Here is a 26,368-nt window from a genome sequence, read left to right as displayed (position 1 = left end):
CGCAAGGTATTCTGTTCACGTGTTCGGACGTAAAAAGGAAGCGCCAACGGCGCAGCAATCAATAGACCAGCAGGCCGCTGAAGCGGCAGCCCGGCAGGATGCCGCGTTGGGCAAGGGTGCGCCCACGCCCAAGCGTAAAGCCCAGGAGGCTGCCCGCAAACGGCCCCTGGTGCCGGAGGACCGCAAGGCGTCCAAGGCCGCTGAGCGCCAGGCCATCCAGGACCAGCGGACCAAAATGCGCCAGGCGCTCGACACAGGTGATGAAAAGTTCCTGCCCCTGCGCGACAAGGGTCCACAGAAGCGTTATGCCCGCGACTACGTGGATGCGCGCTTCAGCCTGGGCGAATACCTGATGTTCGGCGCCCTGGTATTTGTCATCATTTCCCTCATTGTTCCGGCTTCCAGCGAGCAGATGGTTTATGTCCTGGGCGGTTTTTGGGTGATGTTCCTGGCCGTGTTTGTGGATGTGTTCATTCTGTCCAGGCAGCTCCGCAAGAAGCTGACCGAGAAGTTCGGCGGGGTTGAGCGTGGCACGGTTTGGTACGGCTCGATGCGGTCCCTGCAGTTCCGCAAGCTGCGCCTGCCCAAGCCGCTCGTGAAGCGCGGCCAATACCCGTCCTGACGTGCAGGCCGGGTCAGACCCGGCAGCGCTCCTCCCTTAAACAACGAAAACCCCGGTGGTCCAACCACCGGGGTTTTGTTGTGTGAGTCAACGGTTGCGTCGCGCTTTCGCCAGGTCGCGGTTGATCCGCGCCGCCCAGAACGGCCCCTCGTACAGGAACGCCGTGTAGCCCTGGACCAGCGTGGCCCCGGCATCCAGACGGTCCTGGACGTCCTTCGCCGTCTCGACGCCGCCGACGGCCACCAGCGTGATCGCGCCCCCGGTGGCCTCCTTGAGCCGGCGAAGGACTTCCAATGAACGCTGCTTCAGCGGTGCCCCGGACAGGCCCCCGGCGCCGCATTCGACCACTTTCGCAGCCGGCGACGCCAGCCCCTCACGCCCGATCGTGGTGTTGGTGGCGATAATGCCATCCAGCTTAAGGTCCAGGGCCAGTTTGGCGACGTCGTCGATGTCCTCATCGCTGAGGTCCGGTGCGATCTTGACCAGCAGCGGGACGTGCCGGCCTGCCGCCTTGTCCGCCTCGTCCCCCACCGCGGTCAGCAGCGGGCGGAGTGTCTGGACATCCTGGAGAAGGCGCAGCCCGGGCGTGTTGGGTGAGCTGACATTGACCACCAGGTAGTCCGCGGCCGGCGCCAGGCTCCGGGCGCTGATCAGGTAATCGGCCACTGCGTCGTCGAGTTCCACCACCTTGCTCTTGCCGATGTTAACCCCGATCACGGGTCGCACGTTAGGGTGCCTGCGCTGCAGGGCGGCGCGTGCCGCTTTGAGGCGCGGTTCGACGGCGGCGGCGCCATCGTTGTTGAACCCCATCCGGTTAATGACAGCCCGGTCCTCGATCAGCCTGAAAAGGCGTGGCTTCTCGTTGCCCGGCTGCGCCTGCCCGGTGATGGTCCCTACTTCGACATGGCCAAAGCCAAGTTCGGTGAGGGCCTCGATGCCGAATCCCTCCTTGTCGAACCCGGCTGCGAGACCGAACGGGGATGGGAAGGTCAGCCCAAAGGCAGAAGTCTGCAGTGAGGCCGCGGGTGCCGTGAACCGGTGCAGCAGCCGTCCTGCGCCGGAAGTATTGGCAAGCTTGATTCCCTTGAATCCGATCTTGTGGGCGCGTTCCGCGTCCATCCACGAAAAGGCCAGCCTGAAGAATGTCGGATATACGCGCATGGCTCTAGTTTTCCGTCTCGGACGGTCCAGACCAAACCGGGCCGCCATACATGCGGCTCCGGCTAGCATAAAGCCATGAGGTGGCAGCCAGATATCCTCGGTGCTGGCTTCGAAGCCTGCACCTTCGAGGCCGGGGGCGAAGACGGCGTCCAGCGCACCGCCACGCTGGTGCGCTTCCGTCCGGCGAAGGAACCGGCAGCCACCGGCCGGCGCCGGACAGTGCTGTTCCTCCATGGTTGGAGCGACTACTTCTTCAATGTGGACCTGGCGCAGTTTTGGACACACAGCGGCTACGAGTTCTACGCCCTCGACATGCACAACCACGGCCGCAGCCTGCGCCCGGAGACGCCGGGCGGCTACGTGGCGAACCTGGCGGACTATGACGCCGAGATCGAAGCGGCCATCGCCATCATCCGGGCCGACACGCACACGCCGGAACCGGAAGCCAAGGCCTCCCTCACGCTGATGGGCCACTCCACCGGCGGCCTGGTGGCCGCCCTCTGGGTCAGCAACCACCCCGGAGCGGCATCCCAGCTGGTGTTAAACAGTCCCTGGCTGGAGATGCACGGCAGCTCGCTGGTCCGCCGTGCTGCGTCCACGATGGTGGGACCCGTGGCGCGGTTCCGGCCGGAGGCTGTCCTGCGGCTGCCCGAGCGGGGGTTCTATTGGCGGACCATCAGCAGTTCAGCCGACGGCGAGTGGCCGCTGGACGACAGGTTCCGTCCGCCCATGGCATTTCCGCTCCGCGCGGGCTGGCTCAGCGCCATCCTGGCCGGCCACACCAAGGTGGCCCGTGGCCTGGACATCGACATACCCATCCTGGTGCTGCTGTCCCGGGGAAGCGCCACCGGGCCGTTCTGGTCCGAGGAAATGCGGCGCACCGACGCGGTACTGGACGTCAACATCATCGCCCTCCGCGCCCTGACACTGGGGCGCAGTGTCACGGTGGAACGGATCGACGGCGCGCTCCACGACGTCTTCCTCTCCCCTGCCAAAGTGCGGGCAGACGCCTATGCGCGGCTCGCCCGCTGGCTCCGGGGTTACGGTACGGCTGAACCCGGTGCGGCGTCGACGGCGCCGCCGTAGCGCCGGTCCCGCTGGGCGTAGATTTCGACGGCGTCCCACAGGGTCCGCCGGTCGACGTCGGGCCACAGCGTGTCCATAAAGACGAACTCGGCATACGCGGACTGCCAGAGTAGGAAATTGGAGAGCCGCTGCTCCCCCGAGCTCCGCAGGAACAGGTCCACGTCCGGCAGGTCCGGTTCGTCCAGGTACTTCTGGATGGTTTTCTCGGTGATGGCCCCGGGTTTGAGCCGGCCTGCGGCAACCTCGGCGGCGATAGCCGATACGGCGTCCGTGATTTCCGCCCGGCCGCCGTAATTAACACACATGTTCAACGTGCACGTGCTGTTGGCCGCGGTAAATTCCTCAGCCTCTTCCAGTTCGCGGATCACCGAGCCCCACAGCCTGGGACGCCGGCCGGACCACCGCACGCGGACACCCCAGTCGTCCAGCTGGTTCCGCTGCCTTCGTAGCACGTCCTTGTTAAAACCCATCAGGAAGCGGACCTCTTCGGGTGACCGGCGCCAGTTTTCGGTGGAAAACGCATAGACGCTTACGTATTCGATGCCGAGTTCGATAGCGCCCGCCATCACGTCCAGCAGGGCGGGCTCGCCGGCTTTGTGTCCCTCGATCCGCGGCAGGCCCCGCTGGTTGGCCCAACGGCCGTTGCCGTCCATCACAATGGCAACATGGCGGGGGATGAATTCTGCGGGGATCGCCGGGGCAACCGCGCCGGACGGGTGCGGATACGGTGCCACCACAGGGGTGGTCCGCTGCCGCGAAGTACTCTTCTTTTTTCCCAAGGCCACTGTCAGCCACGCTCCACATGTTTGAGGGATTTCAGGACACGTTCAAGGTGCCATTGCAGGTATACGGCCACCAGCCCCGCAGCTTCCCGTCGGTGCGGCACGTCCGAGCCATCCGCCGTCGTCCAGTCCCCGGTCAGCAGGGCACCCAGGAGCACAACGGTCTCCGCGGCCGGCGCAGGCGAACCGGGTGGCCTGCAGTCAGCGCAGACCATACCGCCGAGCGGAGCCGAAAAAGCCGTATGCGGGCCGGGCCGGCCGCAGCGGGCGCAGTCGGTAAAACTCGGAGCCCAGCCTCCGGTGGAAAGGGCCCGCAGGAGATACGAATCCAGGATCAGTCCCGGCGCGTGCTCGGCCCGGGAGAGCGAGGCCAGCGCCCCCACCAGCAGGTTGTACTGGGCGGTGCCCGCTTCGCCGTCGACGTCGGTGAGTTTTTCCGCAGTTTCGGTCATGGCTGCTGCAACGGTGTAGCGGCCATAGTCAGCGGCGATGTTGCTGCCGTAGGCGCCCTTGGCAACAGCCTGCGTGACGATGTCCAGTGTCTTTCCGGAGACCAGCTGGAGGTCGGCAACCATAAATGGCTCCAGCCGCGCCCCAAACTTGCTGCTGGTCCGCCGCACACCCTTGGCGACGGCGCGGATCTGGCCGTGGTGCTTGGTCAGCAGCGTGATGATGCGGTCAGCCTCGCCCAGCTTGTGGGTACGGAGCACCACGGCGTCATCCCGGTAGGACCGGGCAGCAAAGGATTGTTGGGCCACGGTTAATCTTCGCACTGAGTTCCGGAAAGCCGGCAACGCCGGTGCGTTGCGCGCCGGGAATCCCGGCGCGCAACGTGTTCCGAATCAGGCCCGGGAATCCCGGATGGCACGGTTGACTGCGGAAATGACGGCCTTGAGCGAGGACATGCTGGTGTTTGCATCAATACCGACGCCCCACAGGACCCGCTCCCCCACGGCACACTCGACATAGGCTGCGGCCATGGCGCTGCCGCCTTCCGAAAGGGCATGCTCGCTGTAGTCCAGCACCCGGACATCGACGCCATCCTCGCGCAGGATGCTCAACAGCGCGGCGATGGGCCCGTTTCCGGTGCCCGTGCGACGGGCCTGGACACCATCAACGGTGAGCGAGGCGTGCAGGGTCATCCCGCCGTCGTCATCGGTTTCGGTGCTGACGGAACCGAGTGAGTAACGGCCCCACTGGCCCTCCGCCTGGCTGGAGGGCAGGTACTCGTCCTGGAAGTGCTGCCACAACTGGGCGCCGCTGACTTCGCCGCCCACGGTATCGGTCTTCTTCTGGATCACGCCGGAGAATTCCATCTGGGCACGGCGCGGCAGGTCCAGGCTGTGTTCGTTCTTGAGCAGGTAGGCCACGCCACCCTTGCCGGACTGCGAGTTGACGCGGATGACGGCCTCGTAGCTGCGGCCCAGGTCCTTAGGGTCAACGGGCAGGTACGGGACCTGCCAGGTGAAGTCCGCGACGTCCTTGCCGGCGGCGGCAGCATCCTTCTCCAGCGCCTCGAAGCCCTTCTTGATGGCGTCCTGGTGTGAGCCGGAGAAAGCGGTGAAGACGAGGTCGCCGCCGTAGGGGGAACGCTCGGCGACGGGGAGCTGGTTGCAGTACTCCACGGTGCGCCGGATCTCGTCGATGTCGGAGAAGTCGATCATGGGATCGATGCCCTGGACGAACATGTTCAGGCCCAGGGTGACGAGGTCCACGTTGCCGGTTCGCTCGCCGTTGCCGAACAGGCAGCCCTCAATCCGGTCCGCGCCGGCCAGGTACCCCAGTTCGGCGGCGGCCACGCCGGTACCCCGGTCATTGTGCGGGTGCAGGGACAGGATGATGCCTTCACGCGGGTGCAGGTTCCGGCTCATCCACTCAATGGAATCGGCGTACACGTTCGGAGTGGCCATTTCCACGGTGGCAGGCAGGTTGATGATGACCTGGCTGTCGGCGGATGCCTCGAAAACGTCGGCGATGGCGTTGCAGACCCGGACGGCATAGTCCAGTTCAGTTCCGGTGAACGACTCCGGCGAGTATTCATAGGTGACGTGCGTGTCAACGAGGGTTTCCTCGTACTTCTTACACAGTCTGGCGCCCTGGAGCGCGATGTCGAGGATGCCGTCCTGGTCCTGGTTGAACACCACACGGCGCTGCAGGACGGACGTTGAGTTGTACAGGTGGACAATCGCCTGCTTGGCGCCGACCAGGGACTCGTACGTCCGCTCGATCAGGTGCTCGCGGGCCTGGGTGAGGACCTGGATGGTGACATCGTCCGGAATGTGGTTACCGACGATGAGCTGGCGGACGAAGTCGAAATCGGTCTGCGAGGCAGAAGGGAAGCCGACTTCAATTTCCTTGTAACCCATGCGGACCAGCAGATCGAACATCTTCATCTTGCGGGCCGGGCTCATCGGGTCGATCAGCGCCTGGTTGCCGTCACGCAGGTCTACAGCGCACCAGCGCGGGGCCTTGGTGATGACCTTGTCCGGCCACGTGCGGTCAGGCAGTTCAACAGTGATCTGATCCTGGAACGGACGGTAGCGGTGGGCTGGCATTCCGGAGGACTTCTGTGCGTTTCGCATTACTATCGGGGCCTTTTCTGTGGTTCTTATCTGAAAGGTGGCCGGGCAACACAAACTCCGCGACGAGGGTGGGCCTTGCGCTAAATCGCGTCTGAGGCCTCGCCGCGGCAGCTAAGAAGAAGGAGCTCTGCGCGCACCATTTGAGGGTAGCACGCGTGCGTAAGATGAGAGGGCACCACCGTCCTTATCGTCCAACATGCAGACGCCGCGCCGGTGCCAGCGCCGGCCGCGGCACGTCACACGAAGGAGCATCTGTGCCCATCTCGGGGATCGATCTGTCCAACATTGACCACACCGTCAGGCCGCAGGATGACCTGTACCAGCACGTGAACGGGTCCTGGCTCAAAGCCACGGAAATTCCTGATGACCGGCCACTCGAGGGAACTTTCACCGCGCTGCGCGACGGAGCGGAGATCGCGGTCCGGGACATCATCGAGGAAGCAGCTGCCAAGGGTGAAGCCGCCAGCGGGATAGAACGAAAAGTGGGCGAACTCTACAACAGCTTCATGGACGAAGCCACAGTGGAGGCCAAAGGCATGGAGCCCATCCGCGGGCGGCTTGCCGAGGTATTTGCCACCACCACGGTTGCTGATCTCGTGGCCCTGGCCGGGCGGCTGTTCCGGTCAGACGTGTCCGGGCTCTTCTACATCTACCCGGCTCCGGACGCTGGCAACCCGGACCGCATCCTGCTCTACACCGGCCAGGGCGGCCTGGGACTGCCGGACGAGTCCTACTACCGGGAAGAGAAGTTCGCTCCCATGGTCAAGGCCTATGGCGAGCATGTCAGGACCATGTTCACTCTGGCCGGAGTGGCCGATCCGGAGCCTGCGGCCGCACGCGTCGTTGCCCTCGAAACCAGCCTCGCATCCCACCACTGGGACAACGTCACCCTGCGCGACCCGCAGAAGACCTACAACCTCAAGTCCGCTGAGGAAGCGGCCACCCTGTTCCCGCTCCTTAACACCTGGTTCGAAGCTGCCGGGATCGACCCCGACAAGCGCAACGAGATCGTCGTAAGCACACCGGACTTCTTCAGCGGGGCCGCCGGCCTGCTGGAATCCGAACCGCTCTCCGTGTGGCAGGAGTGGCTGGCCCTGCGGGTCGTCAACGGCGCCGCGCCGTACCTGTCCTCCGAGTTCGTGGATGCCAATTTTGCCTTCTACGGAACAACTATCAGCGGCACGCCCCGGAACAAGGACCGCTGGAAGCGCGCCGTCGCCGTCGTCGAAGCTGCACTCGGTGAGGCCGTTGGGCAGATTTACGTCTCGAAGCACTTCCCCGAAACCCACAAGGCCCGCATGCAGACCCTGGTGGCCAACCTGATCGAGGCCTACCGGCAGTCCATCACCGGTCTTGCCTGGATGGGTGAGGAAACAAAGGCCGAGGCGCTGCGGAAACTGGAGGCCTTCCGCGCCAAGATCGGCTACCCCGACAAGTGGATCGATTACTCCGCGGTGGAAATCGACCCGCTGGACCTTTTAGGGAACGTCGAGCGGGCACACAATGCCGACGTCGATCGCCACCTGGATGAGGTGGGCAAACCGGTGGACCTTAACAAGTGGCTCATGACACCGCAGACGGTCAACGCGTACTACCACCCGATGCTCAACGAGATCGTCTTCCCGGCCGCTATCCTGCAGCCACCGTTCTTCACGGCCGACGCCGACGACGCCGTTAACTACGGTGGCATTGGAGCGGTGATCGGCCATGAGATCGGCCACGGTTTTGATGACCAGGGGTCGCAGTTCGACGGCGGCGGCGCGCTGCGGAACTGGTGGACCGACGATGACCGGACGGCCTTTGAGAAGCTCACTGCCAAGCTGGTGGCACAGTACGACGAGTTGTCCCCGTATGCGGCGCCGGGGCACAACGTCAACGGCAAGCTGACGCTCGGGGAGAACATCGGCGACCTTGGTGGCCTGACCATCGCCTACAAGGCTTACCTGCTCAGCCTTGACGGCAAGGAACCGGAAGTGCTGGACGGACTGACGGGGCAGCAGCGGTTCTTCGCGTCTTGGGCAGCCGGCTGGCGGCAGGTGATCCGGTCGGAAGAGGCCATCAGGAGGCTCGCCACGGATCCCCACTCCCCCAACGAGTTCAGGACCAACGCCATCGCCAAGAACCTGGACGCCTTCCACCAGGCCTTTGGTGTGACCGACCAGGATGGCATGTGGATGCCGCAGGACGCTCGCGTCAGCATCTGGTAATCACCCTCCAGGACACACAAGAGACGGGGCCGTCTGGCCCCGTCTCTTGTGTGTCGACTGTGGTGCTGTCTTCTGTGGTGCGGCCGTCAGTCCTGGACGATCAGCACCGGGTTGGCCTGCTGGCACACGGTATCGCCGGCTGTCTGGTTGACGATGTCCTCGGGCAGGGCGCCACCAGCACCGGCTCCGTAGGTTGCCCCGGTGGTGAAGTCAGTTCCAAGGTAGACCTGGACTCCGGCGACGCGAGGTGCCAGCTGGACCTGCGCGGCCGGGATCCCCAGCAGCGCAGCCACGTCAGCTGCGACGTCGGCGAATTCCGTACCATAGTAGACGACGCTCTGCGCCACCGCCGTGGCTTCAAACGGCCCGGATTGGGTGAAGCCGCCGGTGATTAACGCCTGCACGATTTCCTGGGCGCGTCCCGGGACGCCGCTGCCGTTGGCCACGGTGACTGGTTGCAGCGCCTTGTCATACGGCGGCACCGCCGGGGCTGTTTCTGTTGGGGTGGCTGTCGTTTCCGTCGGCGCCGGGGACGGCGTGGTGGGCGCCGTTGGATCCGTGAGGTCCACGTCCTCGCGGAGGGCCGCAAAGAGCTGAGACCCTGCGGGCTCGGCAATCTGCAGGCGGTTGATGTCCGTGACTGCCGGCGTGGTGGGCACGGCCACAAACGCCACCTTGCTGATATCGATGTCCCTAAGCCGGCTACCGATACTCAGGAGCGACGGCACGGAAGCCAGCCCCTCATCCACCGTGAGGTTCTTGGTCACAACATCGGCAATGGTCAGCATTTTAGAGGGGTCAGACAGTGTGCCGTCGTCCTTGATCTTGCGCGTGAGGGAGGACAGGAATCCCTGCTGTGCCCTGATCCGGCCCAGGTCGCCGCCGTCGGCAAAGGCATGACGGGTCCGCAGGAAGGCAAGGGCCATTTCGCCCTTGACGGCGGACGTACCCTTCGGCAGGCGCAGCCGGGAGTCAGGATCATAGACCGCGTCACTGATACACACGTCAACGCCGCCCACCGTGTTGGAGAGTTCCTTCACGGCGGTGAAGTCCGCCATCATGAAGTGATCGATCTCCAGTCCAGTCAGTTTGTTGACCGTGTCCACGGCGCAGCCGATGCCGGCTTCATTCATGGCCTCGTTGATCATGACACCGCTGCGGGCAGGAAACGTCCGTTTGGTCTTCTGGTCGGTGCACTCCGGAATATCGACCAGCAGGTCCCGGGGGAAGCTGATGACGCTGACGCGCTTGTTGTCGGCCGATACGTCCATCAGCATCATGACGTCGGACTTGCCGTAACCTGTCGAGTCGTCCACAGCGCCGTACTCCGCGTTTGCGCCGTCCCTGGTATCCGAGCCGAGGATCAGGATCTGCATCCGCTCCGATTTGTCGTCCGATGAGTTCGCCGCACCACCGGCGTTCAGCGGTGCCGTAGTGATGTTCGACTGAAACCGCAAATACCAGTAGCCTGCGAAGCCAAGACCGCCGACCACCAGGATGGTGACCACCGCAGTGGTCACCTTCAGCCAGGCCGGCATCCGGCTCCGGGATCCGAGATGCCGGGCAACGCCGACGGCGGTAGCATCAGCGTGGCGGGACACCGGACCGGTCCCGGCTGACGCGTCAGCTCCGTACTCGCGATTGTCGCGGCCTCGCCCCATGTGTGATGTACCTTCCTCGAAAAAATTGAATCCGGCCTATTTTAGTTGCCCAGTCTGGGAACTTCCCGACGACCGGCCGGGTAAAGCAAAAAGGCAGCGTCAGAAGCCGAGCTTGACCAACTGCTTCGGGTCGCGCTGCCAGTCCTTGGCCACCTTCACATGCAGGTCAAGGTAGATGCGGGCACCGAGCAGCGCCTCGATCCCCTTGCGTGCATTGGTGCCGACTTCGCGGAGACGTGCACCGCCCTTGCCGATGATGATGGCCTTCTGGGACGAACGTTCCACATAGAGATTAACCCGGACGTCGAGGAAGGGCCTGTCTTCGGGCCGGCCCTCACGCGGAACAATCTCATCGACGACGACGGCCAGGGAGTGGGGCAGTTCGTCGCGGACGCCTTCGAGGGCAGCTTCCCGGATGAGCTCGGCGATCATCACGGCTTCGGGTTCGTCCGTCAGGTGACCGTCCGGATAAAGGGGCGGCGACGCCGGCATGTGGCTGATCAGGACGTCTGCGAGGGTGTCCACTTGGAAGCCGTCGGTGGCGGAGACCGGGACGATGTCCTTCCAGCCGTCCTCGCCGATGACATCCCGGCCCAGTGCTGCGACGGCGAGCAACTGCTCGGTGAGCGCCTGCCGGTCCACTGTGTCCGCCTTGGTGACGATCGCGATGACCGGCTTGTTGCCGATGGCGGCGAGCTGGGCGGCGATGTACTTGTCGCCCGGGCCGATTTTCTCGTTGGCGGGCAGGCAGAAGCCGATCGCGTCGACCTCGGCGAGGGTGTCGGCGACGAGTTCGTTCAGCCGCTTTCCCAGCAGCGTGCGGGGGCGGTGCAGGCCCGGGGTATCCACCAGGATCAGCTGGGCGTCATCGCGGTGCACGATCCCCCGGATGGTGTGGCGCGTGGTCTGCGGCTTGGCGGAGGTGATCGCCACCTTCTGGCCCACCAGTGCGTTCGTCAGGGTTGATTTTCCCGCGTTAGGCCGCCCCACGAGGACCGCAAAGCCTGCCCTGTAGCCGCCGAAGTCTTTGGCGGCCGAATCCGGGTTGGCCGGACGATTACTTTTCTTGCTCACGTGGAACTCCCTGCTGGGTTGCTTTCGCCTCGTCGAGGAGGTCTTCAAGGTCAGTGTCTGCTTTTGGTACTGCTGAGGCAATGATGTGGCTGACGCGGTTGCGGCGGCCCTCGAGCCGTTCGGCGAGCAGCGAGATGCCGCCCACCTCCACGCGGCTGCCCACAATGGGAACGCGGCCCAGGGCCTTGGCCAGCAGCCCGCCCACAGTGTCAACCTCGTCGTCGTCGAGCTCTATGTCGAACAGTTCTCCGAGGTCGTCGATGCTCATCCGGGCGCTCACCCGGTAGGAACCGCCGCCCAGGGCCACGGCCTCGGCGCTTTCGGTGTCATACTCGTCCACGATTTCGCCGACAATTTCCTCGATGAGGTCCTCCAGGGTGACAAGGCCGGCCGTGCCGCCGTATTCGTCGATCACGATGGCAACGTGTGTTGACTCCTTCTGCAGTTCCCGCAGCAGATCGCTCACCGGCTTGGACTCCGGGACGTACCGGACCTCGCGGGCCAGGGCTTCGACCGGGGGCTGTTCGTCGTCGGGTCCGAGCTCATGGAGTGTCGCCGCAACGTCCTTGAGGTACACGATTCCGAGGATCTGGTCCGTGTTGTCGCGGATCACCGGGATCCGTGAATAGCCCGACCGCAGGAACATTGACATGGCCCGCCTAAGGCTGGAGCCGGCGTCGATGCTGAGGATATCCGTCCGGGGCACCATCACGGCGCGCACCAGGGTGTCGCCGAAGTCAAAGACTGATTGGATCATTTCAGCTTCGGTGTCTTCGATCATGTCCGATTCGGATGCGCGGTCCACAAGTTCGCGGAATTCCTGTTCGCTGAAGAACGCGTCATCACCCGCCGGAGCGCCGGGAGCGGCGGCACTGCCCAGCGCCACGAGCCACCCCGGGATGGGTCCGAGGACCCACGTCAGGTACCTGATCAGCGGTGCTGTGGAGCGGACGACGGCGGCCGAATGGAGCCTGCCGAGCTGCCGCGGGGAAACGCCGACGATGACGAAGCCGAGCAGGGCCATGATCCCAGTGGCGGCCAGCCCGGCCAGCCAGACGTTGTCCAGCAGGCTGTGGAGCAGGACGGCCACCGCTACGGCTGAGGCCATCTCGAACCAGACCCGCCAGAACCGCAAGGCCCGGATGTGCGCCACCGGCTGGGCCAGGATGCGCTTCATGGCGTTTCCGCGGCTTTTCAGCAGGGCGTCTTCGGCGTCATGCCGGGAAAGGAACGTGAACGCGGCCTCGGCTGCGGTCAAGAGTGCTGCGGTACCGAGGAACGCCAGGGCCATGCCGACAAGGAGCAGGGGCGTCACTGCGTGGTCTCGGCAGGTGCTTCTTTGCCGGTGAAGCCGGAAAGCAGCTGGCGCTGGAGGCCGAACATTTCTTCCTTTTCCTCTGGCTCTGCGTGGTCATAGCCGAGCAGGTGGAGGATCCCATGCGTGGTCAGCAGCAGCATCTCATCCTGCAGGGAGTGCCCGGCGTTGACGGCCTGCACCTGCGCCACCTGGGGGCAGACGGCGATGTCACCCAGCATCCCTTGGGGAGTGGGCCGGTCCGGCGTGCCGGGGGTCAGCTCGTCCATGGGGACCGAGAGCACGTCGGTGGATCCCGGCTCGTCCATAAGCTCGATGTGGAGCTTTTCCATGGCGGGTTCATCCACCAGGAGAATAGAGAGTTCAGCCTGCGGGTGGATGTACAGCTGCTCAAAAACGTACCGGGATAGCGCCACGAGCTCCGATTCATCAACCTGGATGCCGGATTCGTTGTTTACTTCAATGCTCACGCGCTTTCCCCCCGCTTTTCCCGGCTTACCGAGTGTTTTACTTTGTTCCGCTGGACATCATCCCAGAGACTGTAGGCACGCACGATGTCGCCCACAAGCCGGTGGCGGACCACGTCAGTGTCGTCCAGGAGCGTGAAGTTTACGTCCTCGATCCCCTGCAGGATCTCCTCCACGATCCGCAGCCCCGAGCGGGTGCCGAAGGGCAGGTCCACCTGGGTGACGTCTCCTGTGACCACCATTTTGGACCCGAAACCCAAACGCGTGAGGAACATCTTCATCTGTTCAGGTGTGGTGTTCTGCGCTTCGTCCAGGATGATGAAGGCGTCGTTGAGCGTGCGTCCACGCATGTAAGCCAGCGGCGCCACTTCGATGGTCCCGGCGGCCATCAGGCGCGGGATGGACTCGGGGTCCATCATGTCGTGCAGCGCGTCGTACAGCGGGCGCAGATAGGGATCGATCTTGTCGCTCAGGGTGCCCGGCAGGAACCCGAGCCGCTCGCCGGCCTCGACTGCGGGCCGGGTCAGGATAATACGGCTGACTTCTTTCTGCTGCAGCGCCTGGACGGCCTTGGCCATCGCGAGGTACGTCTTACCCGTGCCTGCAGGGCCAATCCCGAAGATCACCGTGTTCGCATCAATCGCGTCCACGTAGTTCTTCTGGTTCAGCGTCTTGGGCCGGATGGTCTTCCCGCGGCTGGAGAGGATGTCATGGGTGAGGACGTCCACAGGGTTCTGCAATGACTGGCTGCGGAGCAACGCGACGAGCTGGCGCAATACCGCGGGGCTGATGACTGTGCCACGGGCCACGAGGCCTCGCACTTCATGCAGCAGCCGCATGATGCGGGGAACTTCGTTGGCAGGGCCGCTGATGGACAGTTCGTTTCCGCGGACGTGGAAGTTGACGGACGGGAACTGCTCTTCGATGTAACGCAGGGCCTCGTCATGGCTGCCGAGCGATTGGACCATCTGATCGGAGTTGTCAAAGAGAACCACCTCCGTCCGGACACCGGCAAGTGAATGGGGGAATTCTCCGGCGGCGCGGTCAGTATTGAGCCGGCGCTTTCCGTTCGCTGATTCAGTCATGGTGCTGGCCCGCAGGCCCGTGGTCCCCTCCAGTTCGAAAATTAAGTGCGCCGGCTGCTGCGTGGGGGCTGTTGCCGAGCATGCAGGAGCCAGCGGAGTCCTTCCATCTTACGCCAGGAGGCACCTCCCGGCAGCGTCAGGCGGTCTCCGGAGAGGGTGCCCGTCACCGGCTTACTGCGGGACGGTTGGCGTCATTAGGTATCAACTTCATATCGGGCTCATATCGTTCCCGTTGCAGTTGGGCCGGCAGCCCGGATTCGGTCCTTTGGCGGAGCTGGCTATGCGATGCTGGAAATCACAGCCGTCCGGGGACCGGCTCACGGGGGCCCAGGCCTCGCCATTTCACAGCCGGAAAGGACAGGCCACGAGTGCCGGAAACAGCGACCCCCCTCAGTGCCAGGCGCGTCGCGCCACGTTTGCGTCCGCAACGTCTCCTGAGCCTGCTGCCAGCATTCCTCCTCCTCACCGGTTGTATCGCGGACCCCAGCCCTGAGCCCAACCTGACGGCAAACTCCAGCGCTGCCGCCACCGGCTCCCCCGGGGCACCTTCCACCAGCGCGCCCCTGGAAACTACACAGTCCTCGAATAAGGCACCGGTCTACTGGATTGGCCGAAGCAACAGCAATGTGTTCCTATACCGGGAGTTCCGGGACGTGCCGGAGCAGGAGAATCCAGTGACCCGCGCCCTGCGGGCCATGATGTCCGAGAAGCCGCTGGACCCGGATTTCTTCACGCCCTGGCAGGATCCCGAGAAACTCGCCTCGTCCATCTCCGGCAAGAACGTCATTACCGTCGACGTCTCGGAGGATGCCTTTAACAGCAATGTCGACGCCGACATGGCCGGCCGCGCCATTCAGCAGCTGGTCTTTACCGCTACGGCAGCGGCCGCGAGTTCCGGCCTGATCGATTCCGGCCAGCAGATCCAGGTCAGGATCCTGGTGGATAGCCACACCGATTACGTTGCCTTCGACCACGTCCAGCTTGGCGACCCCATGTCCCGAGCTGCCGGAATGGTGGCGCCCGTGTGGATCATTGATCCGCAGGAAGGGACTGACCTGGCCGGCGGAAGCGTCAAGATCACCGGCCGCAGCACCGTTCCGGGCGGTAAGCTCCGCTGGCAGATCCTGCGGGCCGAAGCGAACGGGAACAAGACACCCTACCTGACCGGGGAGACCACTGCAGCTGCCGAAGCCGCCCAGTCCGGAGTCTTTACGCTTGCCCTTAGCCTGTCCTCGGGGAATTACGAGCTCCGCGTTTCGCAAGTGGATGCGGCCGGCACCAGCCAGGAGCTGAATGTGGACACGCGGAACTTCAACGTCCGGTAACAGCCCGCGTAGCAGTCGGCCTCAGGATACCGGTGCTGTCCAGCGTCCCAGTACATCACTCGCCAGAACAACCGCTGCCGGTCCGGCTGTGGATGACCTCAGGACGTGGTGTCCCAAGAGCGCCGTCACGGCGCCGGCGTCGCAAAGCCGGGTGACTTCGCGGGGACTGATTCCGCCCTCCGGACCAACGATGAGCAGAATTTCCAGGGGTCCGGCGTCAGCTTGGGTGCCCTGCCATGATTCCAGGACAGACCGGAGCGGCCGGACCGCGTCTTCGTGCAGGATTACGGCCAGATCCGCTGCCGCCACGGCCGCCGCAAGGCCTGGCGTATCGACGGTGGCGCGCACCTCGGGGATCCAGGCGCGGCGTGCCTGCTTGGCGGCGGCAGTGACCACGGACTGCCATTTTGCGTGGGCCTTGGCCGCGCGCTCACCCTTCCAGCGGACAATTGATCGCTCGGACTGCCAGGGAACTACGGCATCAATCCCGAGTTCGGTTGCCGTTTCCACGGCCAGTTCATCACGGTCCCCCTTGGCCAGGGCCTGCACCAGCACGAGCCGGATGTCAGGCCGGCCCTCCACAACGAGGGCGGAGCATTCCACGGTGAGCTCCGCGGGCGACGCCGAGACAACAGTTCCCGTCAGCCGCCTTCCGGCGCCGTCGGCAATGTCCACTGCCTCTCCGGGAGATAGCCGTTTTACAGTCACGGCGTGGCGTGCCTCCGGCCCTTGAAGGACAAAACGGGCACCGGGCACCAGATCGTCCAGCGACCCGGCACCGCTGAAGAAAACGGGATTGCTCACCGCTACAGGTTACCGAACCGGTCCCGCAGCTTGGCAAAGACGCCGCCGCTGGCAGCCAGTTTGCCTTCCGTGAACTGCTCGCCCCGCAGCTTCGCCAACTGCCGCAGGAGATCCTCCTGCGCGGCATCCAGCTTGGCCGGCGTCTCCACCTGCAGATGGACCATCAGGTCCCCGCGGCCGTAACCGCGCAGGTGCGTCACGCCGAGTCCACGGAGCGTGATGATCTCCCCTGACTGCGTCCCTGCCTTGACGTCGATTTCCTGCAGCCCGTCAAAGGTTTCCAGTGACAGCTCGGTGCCCAGGGCGGCGGCAGTCATCGGGATGTGCAGCGTTGCGTGCAGGTCGTCACCGTCGCGTGCGTACGTGGCGTCGTTGTTGACGCGGAGTTCCACGTACAGGTCCCCGGACGGTCCGCCGGCCGGGCCTGCTTCGCCCTGCCCGGAGAGCTGGATCCGGGTGCCCGTGGCAACACCGGCCGGCACCTTGATGGTGAGCGAACGCCGGCTGCGGATGCGGCCTTGGCCGCTGCATTCGTTGCAGGGGTCCTTGATGACCGTCCCGAAGCCTTCGCAACTGCCACACGGGGCCGCCGTCATGACCTGGCCCAGGATGGAGCGAACCGCGCGCTGGACCTGGCCGCTGCCACCGCAGATATCGCAGCGCACAGGGTGGCTGCCTTCGCGGCAGCATGACCCGTTGCAGGTGGGGCAGGTGACAGCTGTGTCCACTTCGAGTTTCCGGTTGACGCCGAACACAGCATCGCGGAGTTCGATCCGTACACTGATCAGCGCGTCCTGGCCGCGGCGGACCCGGGAAGCGGGGCCGGAGGTGCCGCCTGCCCCGAAGAACGTGTCGAAGATGTCCTGGAACGCGAAGCCCTGGCCGGAGTATCCGCCGCCGCCGAACCCGTTGTCGGTGCCGTTCTCGTTGCCGGTGGTGTCATAGATCCGGCGCTTCTGCGGGTCCGAAAGTACCTCGTAGGCATGGGTCACGGCCTTGAAGCGGTCCGATGCATCGTCCCCGGGGTTTACGTCCGGGTGAAGAGTGCGGGCCAGCTTGCGGTAGGCCTTCTTGATCTCTTCCCCGGTGGCTTCCGGCGAGATTCCGAGGACGTCGTAGTGGCTGCTCAAAGTTCGTATCTCTTCCTTGTTGTACTGCCGGCAGCCGGGCTGCCGGCACTGCTCTTCGTGCCTGGACCGCGGTGCTGTTACGGACCCAGAATTCTTGAAAGGTAACGGGCTACTGCCCTGACGGCGGCCATCGTGGTGGGATAGTCCATCCGGGTGGGGCCGAGCACACCGATCTTGGCAGTGCTGTCTGGTCCGTAGCCCGTGGCCACCACGGAGGCTTCCGCGAGTCCGTCGTACGGGTTTTCACGCCCGATGCTGACTGCCACGCCCCTCGGATCCTGCGCCATGTCGCTCAGGAGGCGCAGCAGGACAACCTGCTCCTCGAGCGCTTCCAAGACCGGTCCGATACTGAGCGGAAAATCCACATTGGAGCGGGCGAGGTTCGCCGTTCCGGCCATGACCATGCGTTCCTCGCGGCTGCTGTGGGCGAGCGTTTCCAGCCCGTGGGCCAAGGCCTGGGCCGCCGCGCGCTGGCCCGGGCTGACCGACGAAACGACTCCCGGCAGCGAGGGGGTCAGCCGGCTCAGCGAGATGCCCGCGAGTGATCCGAGGAAGTGTGTCCGCAACGCGGCGATGGCGTCGTCGCCGAGGTCCTGGCCGACGTCGATCACGCGCTGTTCGACCTTGCCGGTGGTGGCGATGAGGACCACCAGGACCTGCCGGGGCGCGAGCAGGACGAATTCGATGTGGCGGATGGTGGCGCGGCTCAGATGCGGATACTGCACTACCGCGACCTGGTTGGTCAGCTGCGACAGCATCCTGACGGTCCTGTCCAGGACGTCGTCCAGATCGTCTGCGCCCTCCAGCAGCGACTGGATTGCACGCCGTTCCGCGTGGGAAAGCGGCTTTACCGCTGAAATCTGGTCCACAAACAGCCGATAGCCTTTGTCTGTGGGGATCCGTCCGGCGCTGGTGTGCGGGGCCGTGATCAGGCCGTCGTCTTCCAGGGCCGCCATGTCGTTGCGGATGGTGGCACTGGACACGCCGAGGTGGTGGCGTTCCACGAGCGCTTTTGAACCTACTGGCTCGCGGGAGTGCACATAGTCCTCCACGATGGCGCGCAGTACTTCGAGTTTGCGCGGCTCGCTCATACTCCACCTCCATCCGTGGTCACTGCAGGGTTAGCACTCGACATGCCTAAGTGCTAACAGTCTAATATGAGTCACCCCGTTGTTAGCATTGGTACCGCTCCGGGCGAAATTCCGGGCCAGGATCTAGCGGCAAGGCGGAATCAATCCATGCAGTACCAGAACTGGGGTCCGCAGGAGATCACCGCGCCCGTGAGAAGCGAACTCCCTGAGGTCCCCGTGGAACGTGGCATGGTTCTCGAAGACGCCCAGTCAGGCTGGGTGGGAGCGGTGACCCGGGTGGAGAAGTCCGGTGGCATGCATGTAGTGGCCCTCGAAGACCGGCGCGGCAAGTCCCGGTCCTTCCGGCTGGGCTTCGGGTTCCTCCTGGAGGGGCAGCCCATCCGGCTCCTTCCCCCGGCTCCCAGGCAGGCCGCCCCCGTCGTCGCCGGCCGAACGGCGTCCGGCTCAGTCCGCGTGGCCGGCCAGCGTGCCCAGGTGGCCAAAGCCAGCAGGATCTGGGTGGAGGGAAAACACGACGCCGAACTCGTGGAAAAAGTCTGGGGTGACGATCTCCGCGTAGAGGGCATCGTCGTCGAGCCTTTGCATGGCATTGATGACCTGGCGGGGGCGGTGGCCGCATTTGGTCCCGGTCCGGGGCGGCGGCTGGGGGTCCTGGTGGACCACCTGGTGCCGGACTCGAAGGAGTGGCGCATCGCGGCTGCCGTGATGGCCTCCCCCGGCGCGGTGGGGAATGTCCTGATAGTCGGGCACCCTTACGTTGACGTGTGGCAGGCCATCCGGCCCGCTGTGCTGGGCATCGAAGAATGGCCGGTGGTGCCCCGCGGGCAGGACTGGAAGACCGGAATCCTGGCGGCGTTCGGCTGGCCGCACTCCACCAAGGAAGACATCGGGCTTGGCTGGCAAAAGCTGCTAGGCGCTGTCCGCAGCTACGCGGACCTGGAAGCATCGCTGCTCGGGAGAGTGGAGGAAGTCATCGACTTCCTGACGGTGCCCTGACACCGGATCCGGCTCCTGGCGGCAGCATTTGGTGGCTGAACCAGTATTCTTGGTACTGCGGAGGCTGCAGTTGCTTCAGTCCGGCATTCTCCAACCCAGCACCATTGCACTTTCGAAGGAAGAAAACCGTGGCACAAAACGCACGCGAGCACCGGGACGACCACGGCGGCCAGGGCCGTTCCGAGTACCAGGGCGTTCCGGCTAATGCGCTGCCCCTGACGGCCAGCGAAGACCGCCAGTGGGCCACACTGGCACACTTCGGCGGGATCCTCGGCTGTGTTCCGTCACTGCTGATCTACCTGATTTTCCGTGAGCGCGGGCCGTTTACCGCCCAGGAATCCAAGGAAGCGCTGAACTTCAGCCTGCCGCCCACCATTGCGGCGCTGGTGGCCAATCTCCTGGTGTTCATTCCGGTGGTGGGAAATGTCTTCGCCGTCATCGCCACCCTGATCTGGATTGCCCTGACCTGCTTCTCCGTGGCCGCAGGCATCCATGTCAACAAGGGCCAGCCCCACCGTTACCAGTACAATCTGCGCTGGATCAAGTAGTCCCCACCCGCGCCCTAACCTCGCAAGCTCGGCCAGGGAACCCTGCGGGCGTGGGCCCAGCACCCGCGGTTCAGTCCGGCAGGATCCTGCGGACCACGGCGTCGGCCAGCAGGCGGCCCTTCAGGGTCAATACCAGCGTGCCGTGGAACGCAGCCGGCGGCTCCACCAGGCCGTCGGCAATGAGCCCGGCCACGGCGTGACGGCCGTGGTCGCCCAGCGTTGACGTGGCCAGTCCCGACACGAGCCGGGCCTCAAGCATCACGCGCTCCACGTCGCGGGTTTCGGCGTCGAGCGTTTCCCGCCCGGCCGCCGGTGACAGGCCCTGAGCGAGCCGTCCGGCGTAGGCCGTGGGGTGCTTGACGTTCCACCACCGCACCCCGCCCACGTGTGAATGTGCACCAGGCCCGATGCCCCACCAGTCGTCCCCGCGCCAGTACGCGAGGTTGTGCCGGCATGCCTGCTCCGGCGTCCGGGACCAGTTGCTGACCTCGTACCAGCTGAGGCCTGCAGCGCCGATCAGCTGGTCGGCGAGTTCGTATTTGTCGGCGTGGTCGTCGTCGTCGATTCCCGGGACTTCACCACGGCGGATCTGGGCTGCCAGCTTGGTGCCGTCTTCCACGATCAGCGCGTAGGCACTGATGTGGTCAGGCTGGTAGGAGAGGGCCGTCTCCAGGGAGAACCGCCAGTCCTCCAGGGACTCCCCCGGTGTCCCGTAGATCAGGTCCAGGCTCACGGCCAGTCCGGCATCGCGCGCCCACTGCACCACCTGCGGCACGCGGCTGGGCGTGTGCGTGCGATCCAGGACCTTCAGGACATGGGGAACGGCAGACTGCATACCAAAGGAAACCCGGGTGAAGCCGGCATCGGCCAGGACCTGAAGGGATGCCGGGGTGACCGAGTCCGGGTTTGCTTCGGTGGTCACTTCGGCGCCGGGTTCCAGGCCCCAGTGCCCGACGGCGGCCGTCAGGATCCGCGCGAGGTCTTCCGCCGGGAGCAGCGTGGGAGTGCCGCCGCCGAAGAAGACTGTGCTCAGCGGCCGGTCCGGGAGACCCGAGTTCCGCAGGACTGTGGCGGCAAAGTCGACTTCGGACACGGCCGTGGTGGCGTAGGCGTCCTGTGACGCTCCGCCGCCCAGCTCGGTGGCCGTGTAGGTGTTGAAGTCGCAGTATCCGCAACGAACAGCGCAGAACGGGATGTGCACGTACAGCCCGAAGGCCCGGTCCGCCGCACCGGCCACTGCCTGGGCGGGCAGCAGACCGTCCGACGGCGCGGGGTCGCCGAGCGGAAGAATGCTAGGCATTGCGGGGGCGTCCGGTGTTGCCGGCCACAGTCATCACTACTTCTTGGCCTTGTCCTTGGACTCGTCGGTGGTCAGCGCAGCGATGAAGGCTTCCTGGGGGACCTCAACGCGGCCCACCATCTTCATGCGCTTTTTGCCTTCCTTCTGCTTCTCCAGCAGTTTGCGCTTCCGGGAAATGTCGCCGCCGTAGCACTTGGCGAGAACATCCTTGCGGATGGCGCGGATGCTTTCCCGGGCGATGATCCTGGAGCCGATGGCAGCCTGGATGGGCACTTCGAACTGCTGGCGGGGAATGAGCTCGCGCAGTTTGCCGGTCATCATTACACCGTAGGCATAGGCCTTCTCGCGGTGCGTGATGGCGGAGAAGGCATCCACCTGTTCGCCCTGGAGCATGATATCCACCTTGACCAGGTCGGCCACCTGCTCGCCGTCGGCTTTCCAGTCCAGCGAGCCGTAGCCCCGGGTCTTGGATTTGAGGATGTCAAAGAAATCGAACACGATCTCAGCGAGTGGCAGCCGGTAGCGGATTTCGACCCTGTCCTCGGACAGGTAGTCCATGCCGCCTATAACACCGCGGCGGCTCTGGCAGAGCTCCATGATGGCGCCCACGAACTCATTCGGCGCCAGGATGGTGGCAGCCACCATCGGCTCGCGGACCTCTGCGATCTTGCCGGAAGGGTATTCGCTGGGGTTGGTCACATGGACCACCTTCTTGTCCTCCAGCGTCACTTCATACTCCACATTGGGGGCGGTGGAGATCAGGTCGAGATTGTATTCGCGTTCGAGCCGCTCCCTGGTGATTTCCAGGTGGAGCAGGCCGAGGAAGCCGACGCGGAAGCCGAAGCCGAGCGCGGCCGACGTTTCGGGCTCGTACACCAGTGCGGCGTCGTTGAGCATGAGCTTCTCCAGCGCATCGCGGAGCACCGGGTAGTCCGTGCCGTCCAGCGGGTACAGGCCGGAGAAGACCATCGGCTTGGCATCGGCATAGCCGGGAAGGGAGGCCGTGGCAGGCTTGGCGAGGTTGGTGACGGTGTCGCCGACCTTGGACAGGCGGACGTCCTTCACACCGGTGATGAGGTAGCCCACTTCGCCAACGCCGAGACCCTTGGAGGGGGTGGGCTCCGGGGAGCTCACCCCGATCTCGAGGAGTTCGTGGGTGGCCCGGGTGGACATCATCTGGATGCGTTCACGCGGGTGGAGCATGCCGTCAACCACACGGACGTAGGTAACCACACCGCGGTACGTGTCGTAGACCGAGTCGAAGATCATGGCGCGCGCGGGGGCGTTCGGGTCCCCCACGGGGGCCGGCAGATCGCGGACGATCTTGTCCAGCAGGACCTCGACGCCTATGCCGGTCTTGCCGGAGACGCGGAGCACGTCGTCGGGGTCGCCGCCGATCAGGCTGGCCAGTTCGGCCGCGTACTTCTCAGGCTGGGCTGCCGGGAGGTCGATCTTGTTCAGTACCGGGATGATGGTGAGGTTGTTTTCCATCGCCAGGTACAGGTTCGCAAGGGTCTGGGCCTCAATGCCCTGCGCCGCGTCAACGAGCAACACTGCGCCTTCGCAGGCGGCCAGCGAACGGGACACTTCGTAGGTGAAGTCCACGTGGCCGGGGGTGTCGATCATGTTCAGCGCGTAGCTGGTCCCGTCGAGTTCCCAGGGCATGCGGACCGCCTGGGACTTAATGGTGATACCGCGTTCGCGCTCAATGTCCATGCGATCCAGGTACTGGGCCTTCATATCGCGGGACTTAACCACCCCGGTGAACTGCAGCATGCGGTCAGCCAGGGTGGATTTACCGTGGTCAATGTGCGCGATGATGCAGAAATTCCGAATGATGGCCGGATCAGTCGCGGCGGGCACCGGGGCGGTGCGGGCCATGGGAGACACGCAGGGTCCTTACTGTTGACATTCGTGCGACCCCCGCCAGGACGCACCGAAGGCACCCTGCGGCTGGACCGCACATTAGGAACCTCCAGTCTCCCACGTCCGGACGCATCGTATTGCATTCAGGTCAAACCCGGCACGGTGGCCCGGCGATAGTCTTGGCCCATGCCTATCAACCTCCGCTCCTTGGCCAACGCTGTCCGGACGTCCGTCAGGGTCCTGCAGAAGTTCCGTACCGGGGCAACCCGATCTGCCGGACCGCACACGCCTGCACCGGCCCGCCAGGCGGCGCCGGTGAAGCCGGCCCCGCACGGCGTCTATCCTGGCGACTTTGCCGGCGCGGCGTCCATCCGGTACGCCCCGCAGCCCGAAGGCAGTCCCGACCCCGGCGAGATTGTGTGGACCTGGGTGCCGTATGAGGAGGACCACACCCGGGGCAAAGACCGTCCGGTTCTACTGGTGGGCAAGAGCGGACAGTACCTGCTGGGGGTAATGCTCACCAGCAGGGACCATGACCATGCCGGCAACGGATCCGGAGACTACGTGGACATCGGAACTGGCAGTTGGGACCGCCAGCAGCGGCCCAGCGAGGCGAACCTTGGACGGATCCTGCAGATCAGCCCGGACGCCATCCGGCGCGAAGGTGCAGTTCTGGACCGGAAACGCTTCGATCTGGTGGCTGCAGGCATACGGCGCCGACACGGCTGGAAATAGCCCGCCAAATGGCCAGCTTCCGGGGGGTCTGCTATTCTGTATAGCTGTGTGTCCGTGCAGGTCGACGGCCACTGATGGTTGGCCGCCATAGGTATCCCCACGCCGCTCAGTCAATGGCCAATCTGAAAGCCCTCTAGACCATTTCCGCATTAAAAAGAGAGTTCACACGTGGCTAATATCAAGTCCCAGAAGAAGCGCATCCTTACCAACGAGAAGGCTCGCCTGCGCAACAACGCAGTCAAGTCTGAGCTGAAGACGGCCATCCGCGCCGTCAACACCGCCGTTGAGTCCACCGACAAGGATGCAGCTGCCGCTGCCCTGCTTGTTGCCGGCCGCAAGCTGGACAAGGCTGTCAGCAAGGGTGTTCTGCACAAGAACAACGCAGCAAACCGCAAGTCGGCCATCTCCAAGAAGGTCAACGCGCTGTAAGGTTTCCAGTTCACCTGAACTGATGATTGTGGCCGGCATCCGATGGGTGCCGGCCACACATCTTTAAGCCGCCAGCGTCTCTGCGCCAGAGCCACCTACCGCAGCCGCGATCAGCTGACGTCAGTGCCCGCGCACAGAGGTTGCGATGACGGTCACCGCATGTTCAACGGCATAGACGGGATCACGCGAAAGGCCTTTGACCTGGGCATCGGCCTCGGCGGTGGCCTGGATGGAGCGGACCAGGCCCTCCGGGGTCCAGCGGCGCACATCGCGCTGGGCCTGCTCCACGAGCCAGGGCTGCATGCCCAGTTCCCGGGCGATCTGCGCCGGGGATCCCTGGGCGCCGGCAACTTTGGCCACCGTCCGCAGCTTGGCTGCCAGCGCCGCAACCAGCGGAACCGGGTCAGCCCCGGTGGCCAGCGCGTGGCGAAGGGTGGACAGCGCCACTGGACCGTTTCCGGCCATGGCAGCGTCCGCGACTTTGAATGCCGTGGCCTCAATCCGGCCACCGTAGTAGCGGTCCACCAACTCCGGGGTCACTGCTCCCGTGGCATCCGCGATCAGCTGGCTGCACGCCGCCGCGAGCTCCGAAAGGTTGGCGCCGACGGCATTAACCAGCGTCTGCACTGCGTCCGAGCTGATCTTGCGTCCGGCGGCCCTGAATTCCGTTGCCACGAAAGTGGCCTTATCCGCATCCTTCTTCAGGGGCTGGCAGTCAACTACCGGCCAACCGCCGGCCTTGACGGCATCGAGGAGCTTCTTGCCGCGGACTCCCCCGGCGTGGCGCAGGACGAGCACCGCATCCGGCTCCGGGCGGGCCAGATAGGTCAGTGCGTCGGCCAGGAAGGCATCGTTCATGCCTTCAACGCCTTCGACTTCGATCAGTTTGCGCTCACCGAAGAGTGAGGGGCTGACTTGCATGGCGAGGGTCCCGGCTTCGTACGTTCCGGCCATGAGGCGGCTGACTTCCACATCGGGAAACGCCGTCCGCACCTGGGCGCGGACATGGTCCATGGCACGGATGCCGAGGTATTCCTCCGGTCCGCCCACCAGGACGATTTCGGCAGGCGTCACGTCCCGCCAGGTGGCCGTGTTGGACACCGGAGTCCTGGGTCGTGTGGTCTGGGCTGCGGCCATGGTGGATTCCTCCCGGAAATTCTGGTGCAGTGTCTAAGCCTGCCACGGTGGGCCGCCGCCACCAAGCCGGGGCCACGTTGACCCGGACCGCGTTGGTTCAGGCCGCGTTGGCCCGGGCCGGACCACACCAACGTGGCCCCCAGGTGCCGTTCCAGGAGGTCCAACACCGATTCCGTCCGGGCGTGCAGTGCCAGGACCCGCGGCAACACCTGACGCGGCCGGATGGTCAGCCACACACCGGCGAAGGTCAGCAGGGAGAGCAGCACCATGGTCAGGAGTCCGAACGGGCCCTCGGGCCAGGGCAGCGCAGCCCCCGGCAATCCTGCCGTGATCCGTGCGGTTCCTGCCACTCCGGCGCTGAAAGTGCCTGCCACGGCGATCAGGACGGTGGCCAGCCACGGCGCGGCAACCACCAGCGGGACGGCAGCCGTTCCCAGCAATGTCACCGGTGCTACCAGCGGGGCTGCCATCAGGTTTGCAAGCAGCGAGTACGTGGAAAACTGGGGCTGCAGGAGCACAACCACCGGGCCGCACAGCAACTGCGCGGAGAGCGGGACGGCCCAGGCGGCGGCTGCCCAGCGTGGAATCACTGCCGGGGTCCAGTCAATCATCCGTCGGCCCAGGACGATGATGCCCAGGGTCGCGAGTGCCGACAAGAGGAACCCAAAGCTGGTACCGAGGCCGGGGTCGATCAGGAGCAGGCCCATCACCGCGAGGCAGAGGAAACTGAGTCCGCGGCCCATCCGGCCCCCTGCCAGCGATGCCACTGCGATTGAACCCATCAGCGCGGCGCGCAGGACGCTGGCATCCGGGCCCACAAGCACCACAAACATTGCCAGGCCGGTCAGCGCCAGTCCTGCCGCGGGAAGCCGGGGCAGGCGAAGACTGCGGGCAGCGATCAGCAGTGCACCCAGGACCAGGCTGCAGTTGGCTCCAGACATAGTTCAGTGCAGGGGTGAGTTTCA

At 64.9% G+C, this 26,368-nt stretch carries 24 protein-coding genes; 8 read left to right on the top strand and 16 right to left on the bottom strand.

The window, feature by feature from the left end; genetic code table 11:
* Positions 1 to 19 precede the first annotated feature (19 nt).
* Entirely contained in the window at positions 20 to 622 is a 603-nt protein-coding gene (locus AU252_RS21360) for a DUF3043 domain-containing protein (RefSeq protein WP_058932432.1), read from the top strand.
* Between the two features lie 87 nt (positions 623 to 709).
* On the opposite strand, the gene AU252_RS21355 is transcribed toward AU252_RS21360, so the two are convergent.
* Positions 710 to 1,783 (bottom strand): quinone-dependent dihydroorotate dehydrogenase, encoded by a 1,074-nt coding sequence (locus tag AU252_RS21355; RefSeq protein WP_058932431.1) that lies wholly within the window; start codon positions 1,781 to 1,783, stop codon positions 710 to 712.
* Positions 1,784 to 1,858: 75 nt separating this feature from the next.
* Between AU252_RS21355 and AU252_RS21350 the strand changes: the two genes are divergently transcribed.
* On the top strand, positions 1,859 to 2,869 hold the full coding sequence (locus AU252_RS21350) for an alpha/beta hydrolase (protein WP_058932430.1): 1,011 nt from the start codon (positions 1,859 to 1,861) through the stop codon (positions 2,867 to 2,869).
* Here AU252_RS21350 and AU252_RS21345 read toward each other — a convergent pair.
* From AU252_RS21345 to leuA, 3 genes are all read right to left on the bottom strand, one after another.
* The gene (locus tag AU252_RS21345) at positions 2,824 to 3,654 is read right to left on the bottom strand and encodes an isoprenyl transferase (protein ID WP_058932429.1); all 831 of its coding nucleotides are present in this window, start codon (positions 3,652 to 3,654) and stop codon (positions 2,824 to 2,826) included. The two genes, AU252_RS21350 and AU252_RS21345, sit on opposite strands and share 46 nt — an antisense overlap.
* A 2-nt stretch (positions 3,655 to 3,656) precedes the next feature.
* Entirely contained in the window at positions 3,657 to 4,409 is a 753-nt protein-coding gene (gene recO, locus AU252_RS21340) for a DNA repair protein RecO (RefSeq protein WP_058932428.1), read from the bottom strand.
* Positions 4,410 to 4,493: 84 nt separating this feature from the next.
* Entirely contained in the window at positions 4,494 to 6,233 is a 1,740-nt protein-coding gene (leuA, locus tag AU252_RS21335; protein WP_058932427.1) for a 2-isopropylmalate synthase, read from the bottom strand.
* Between the two features lie 254 nt (positions 6,234 to 6,487).
* On the opposite strand from leuA, the gene AU252_RS21330 reads away from it, so the two are divergent.
* Positions 6,488 to 8,440 (top strand): M13 family metallopeptidase, encoded by a 1,953-nt coding sequence (locus AU252_RS21330; protein ID WP_058932426.1) that lies wholly within the window; start codon positions 6,488 to 6,490, stop codon positions 8,438 to 8,440.
* An 86-nt stretch (positions 8,441 to 8,526) separates the two neighbouring features.
* Here the strand turns inward: AU252_RS21330 and AU252_RS21325 are convergent, their stop codons facing one another.
* The 5 genes from AU252_RS21325 to AU252_RS21305 form a co-directional block, all read right to left on the bottom strand.
* Positions 8,527 to 10,101: an LCP family protein gene (locus AU252_RS21325; protein WP_058932425.1), complete on the bottom strand. Its 1,575-nt coding sequence runs from the start codon at positions 10,099 to 10,101 to the stop codon at positions 8,527 to 8,529.
* A 99-nt stretch (positions 10,102 to 10,200) separates the two neighbouring features.
* Entirely contained in the window at positions 10,201 to 11,175 is a 975-nt protein-coding gene (gene era / locus AU252_RS21320) for a GTPase Era (RefSeq protein ID WP_056340115.1), read from the bottom strand.
* Positions 11,159 to 12,490 carry a hemolysin family protein gene (locus AU252_RS21315; RefSeq protein WP_058932424.1) on the bottom strand — a complete coding sequence of 444 codons (1,332 nt, stop codon included), beginning with the start codon at positions 12,488 to 12,490 and terminating at the stop codon, positions 11,159 to 11,161. The genes era and AU252_RS21315 overlap by 17 nt, the downstream gene beginning before the upstream one ends.
* Positions 12,487 to 12,960, bottom strand: a complete 474-nt coding sequence (ybeY, locus tag AU252_RS21310) for an rRNA maturation RNase YbeY (RefSeq protein ID WP_058932423.1) — start codon at positions 12,958 to 12,960, stop codon at positions 12,487 to 12,489. The genes AU252_RS21315 and ybeY overlap by 4 nt, the downstream gene beginning before the upstream one ends.
* Positions 12,957 to 14,042 carry a PhoH family protein gene (locus AU252_RS21305; protein ID WP_058932422.1) on the bottom strand — a complete coding sequence of 362 codons (1,086 nt, stop codon included), beginning with the start codon at positions 14,040 to 14,042 and terminating at the stop codon, positions 12,957 to 12,959. The genes ybeY and AU252_RS21305 overlap by 4 nt, the downstream gene beginning before the upstream one ends.
* A 368-nt stretch (positions 14,043 to 14,410) precedes the next feature.
* On the opposite strand from AU252_RS21305, the gene AU252_RS21300 reads away from it, so the two are divergent.
* Positions 14,411 to 15,367, top strand: a complete 957-nt coding sequence (locus AU252_RS21300) for a GerMN domain-containing protein (protein WP_430929456.1) — start codon at positions 14,411 to 14,413, stop codon at positions 15,365 to 15,367.
* A gap of 21 nt (positions 15,368 to 15,388) precedes the next feature.
* Here the strand turns inward: AU252_RS21300 and AU252_RS21295 are convergent, their stop codons facing one another.
* The 3 genes from AU252_RS21295 to hrcA form a co-directional block, all read right to left on the bottom strand.
* Positions 15,389 to 16,171, bottom strand: a complete 783-nt coding sequence (locus AU252_RS21295; RefSeq protein ID WP_058932420.1) for a 16S rRNA (uracil(1498)-N(3))-methyltransferase — start codon at positions 16,169 to 16,171, stop codon at positions 15,389 to 15,391.
* 2 nt (positions 16,172 to 16,173) lie between these two features.
* Positions 16,174 to 17,301, bottom strand: a complete 1,128-nt coding sequence (gene dnaJ / locus AU252_RS21290) for a molecular chaperone DnaJ (protein ID WP_058932419.1) — start codon at positions 17,299 to 17,301, stop codon at positions 16,174 to 16,176.
* Between the two features lie 77 nt (positions 17,302 to 17,378).
* Complete coding sequence (gene hrcA / locus AU252_RS21285; RefSeq protein ID WP_056340133.1) at positions 17,379 to 18,392, bottom strand: heat-inducible transcriptional repressor HrcA; 1,014 nt, start codon at positions 18,390 to 18,392, stop codon at positions 17,379 to 17,381.
* Between the two features lie 147 nt (positions 18,393 to 18,539).
* On the opposite strand from hrcA, the gene AU252_RS21280 reads away from it, so the two are divergent.
* Both AU252_RS21280 and AU252_RS21275 read left to right on the top strand, forming a co-directional pair.
* Complete coding sequence (locus AU252_RS21280) at positions 18,540 to 19,388, top strand: DUF3097 domain-containing protein (protein WP_058932418.1); 849 nt, start codon at positions 18,540 to 18,542, stop codon at positions 19,386 to 19,388.
* Positions 19,389 to 19,516: 128 nt separating this feature from the next.
* The gene (locus AU252_RS21275; protein WP_056340139.1) at positions 19,517 to 19,936 is read left to right on the top strand and encodes a DUF4870 domain-containing protein; all 420 of its coding nucleotides are present in this window, start codon (positions 19,517 to 19,519) and stop codon (positions 19,934 to 19,936) included.
* Between the two features lie 70 nt (positions 19,937 to 20,006).
* On the opposite strand, the gene hemW is transcribed toward AU252_RS21275, so the two are convergent.
* Both hemW and lepA read right to left on the bottom strand, forming a co-directional pair.
* Complete coding sequence (gene hemW / locus AU252_RS21270) at positions 20,007 to 21,236, bottom strand: radical SAM family heme chaperone HemW (RefSeq protein WP_058932417.1); 1,230 nt, start codon at positions 21,234 to 21,236, stop codon at positions 20,007 to 20,009.
* A gap of 36 nt (positions 21,237 to 21,272) precedes the next feature.
* Positions 21,273 to 23,126 (bottom strand): translation elongation factor 4, encoded by a 1,854-nt coding sequence (gene lepA / locus AU252_RS21265; RefSeq protein ID WP_205630598.1) that lies wholly within the window; start codon positions 23,124 to 23,126, stop codon positions 21,273 to 21,275.
* Between the two features lie 162 nt (positions 23,127 to 23,288).
* Here lepA and AU252_RS21260 point away from each other — a divergent pair, with 162 nt between their 5' ends.
* Both AU252_RS21260 and rpsT read left to right on the top strand, forming a co-directional pair.
* Positions 23,289 to 23,837: a type II toxin-antitoxin system PemK/MazF family toxin gene (locus AU252_RS21260; protein ID WP_058932415.1), complete on the top strand. Its 549-nt coding sequence runs from the start codon at positions 23,289 to 23,291 to the stop codon at positions 23,835 to 23,837.
* Positions 23,838 to 24,005: 168 nt separating this feature from the next.
* The gene (gene rpsT, locus AU252_RS21255; protein ID WP_056340153.1) at positions 24,006 to 24,266 is read left to right on the top strand and encodes a 30S ribosomal protein S20; all 261 of its coding nucleotides are present in this window, start codon (positions 24,006 to 24,008) and stop codon (positions 24,264 to 24,266) included.
* A gap of 120 nt (positions 24,267 to 24,386) precedes the next feature.
* Here the strand turns inward: rpsT and holA are convergent, their stop codons facing one another.
* Positions 24,387 to 25,403, bottom strand: a complete 1,017-nt coding sequence (gene holA / locus AU252_RS21250; protein ID WP_058932414.1) for a DNA polymerase III subunit delta — start codon at positions 25,401 to 25,403, stop codon at positions 24,387 to 24,389.
* On the bottom strand, positions 25,337 to 26,344 hold the full coding sequence (locus AU252_RS21245) for a ComEC/Rec2 family competence protein (RefSeq protein ID WP_058932413.1): 1,008 nt from the start codon (positions 26,342 to 26,344) through the stop codon (positions 25,337 to 25,339). Before AU252_RS21245 ends, holA begins: the two co-directional genes overlap by 67 nt.
* Between the last annotated feature and the right edge of the window lie 24 nt (positions 26,345 to 26,368).

The sequence above is a fragment of the Pseudarthrobacter sulfonivorans genome, from assembly GCF_001484605.1.
GTDB classification, from domain to species: domain Bacteria; phylum Actinomycetota; class Actinomycetes; order Actinomycetales; family Micrococcaceae; genus Arthrobacter; species Arthrobacter sulfonivorans_A.
The sequence above is the reverse complement of the archived record's forward strand: the minus strand, read 5'-3'. Positions and strand labels throughout refer to the sequence as shown.

Bases quoted from the DNA above. Each gene is read 5' to 3' on its own strand.
- AU252_RS21355 (WP_058932431.1), bottom strand. From the start codon at position 1,783: ATGCGCGTATATCCGACATTCTTCAGGCTGGCCTTTTCGTGGATGGAC.
- AU252_RS21350 (WP_058932430.1), top strand. From the start codon at position 1,859: ATGAGGTGGCAGCCAGATATCCTCGGTGCTGGCTTCGAAGCCTGCACC.
- leuA (WP_058932427.1), bottom strand. From the start codon at position 6,233: ATGCGAAACGCACAGAAGTCCTCCGGAATGCCAGCCCACCGCTACCGT.
- AU252_RS21325 (WP_058932425.1), bottom strand. From the start codon at position 10,101: ATGGGGCGAGGCCGCGACAATCGCGAGTACGGAGCTGACGCGTCAGCC.
- AU252_RS21305 (WP_058932422.1), bottom strand. From the start codon at position 14,042: ATGACTGAATCAGCGAACGGAAAGCGCCGGCTCAATACTGACCGCGCC.
- hrcA (WP_056340133.1), bottom strand. From the start codon at position 18,392: ATGAGCGAGCCGCGCAAACTCGAAGTACTGCGCGCCATCGTGGAGGAC.
- AU252_RS21280 (WP_058932418.1), top strand. From the start codon at position 18,540: ATGCAGTACCAGAACTGGGGTCCGCAGGAGATCACCGCGCCCGTGAGA.
- hemW (WP_058932417.1), bottom strand. From the start codon at position 21,236: ATGCCTAGCATTCTTCCGCTCGGCGACCCCGCGCCGTCGGACGGTCTG.
- AU252_RS21260 (WP_058932415.1), top strand. From the start codon at position 23,289: ATGCCTATCAACCTCCGCTCCTTGGCCAACGCTGTCCGGACGTCCGTC.
- holA (WP_058932414.1), bottom strand. From the start codon at position 25,403: ATGGCCGCAGCCCAGACCACACGACCCAGGACTCCGGTGTCCAACACG.
- AU252_RS21245 (WP_058932413.1), bottom strand. From the start codon at position 26,344: ATGTCTGGAGCCAACTGCAGCCTGGTCCTGGGTGCACTGCTGATCGCT.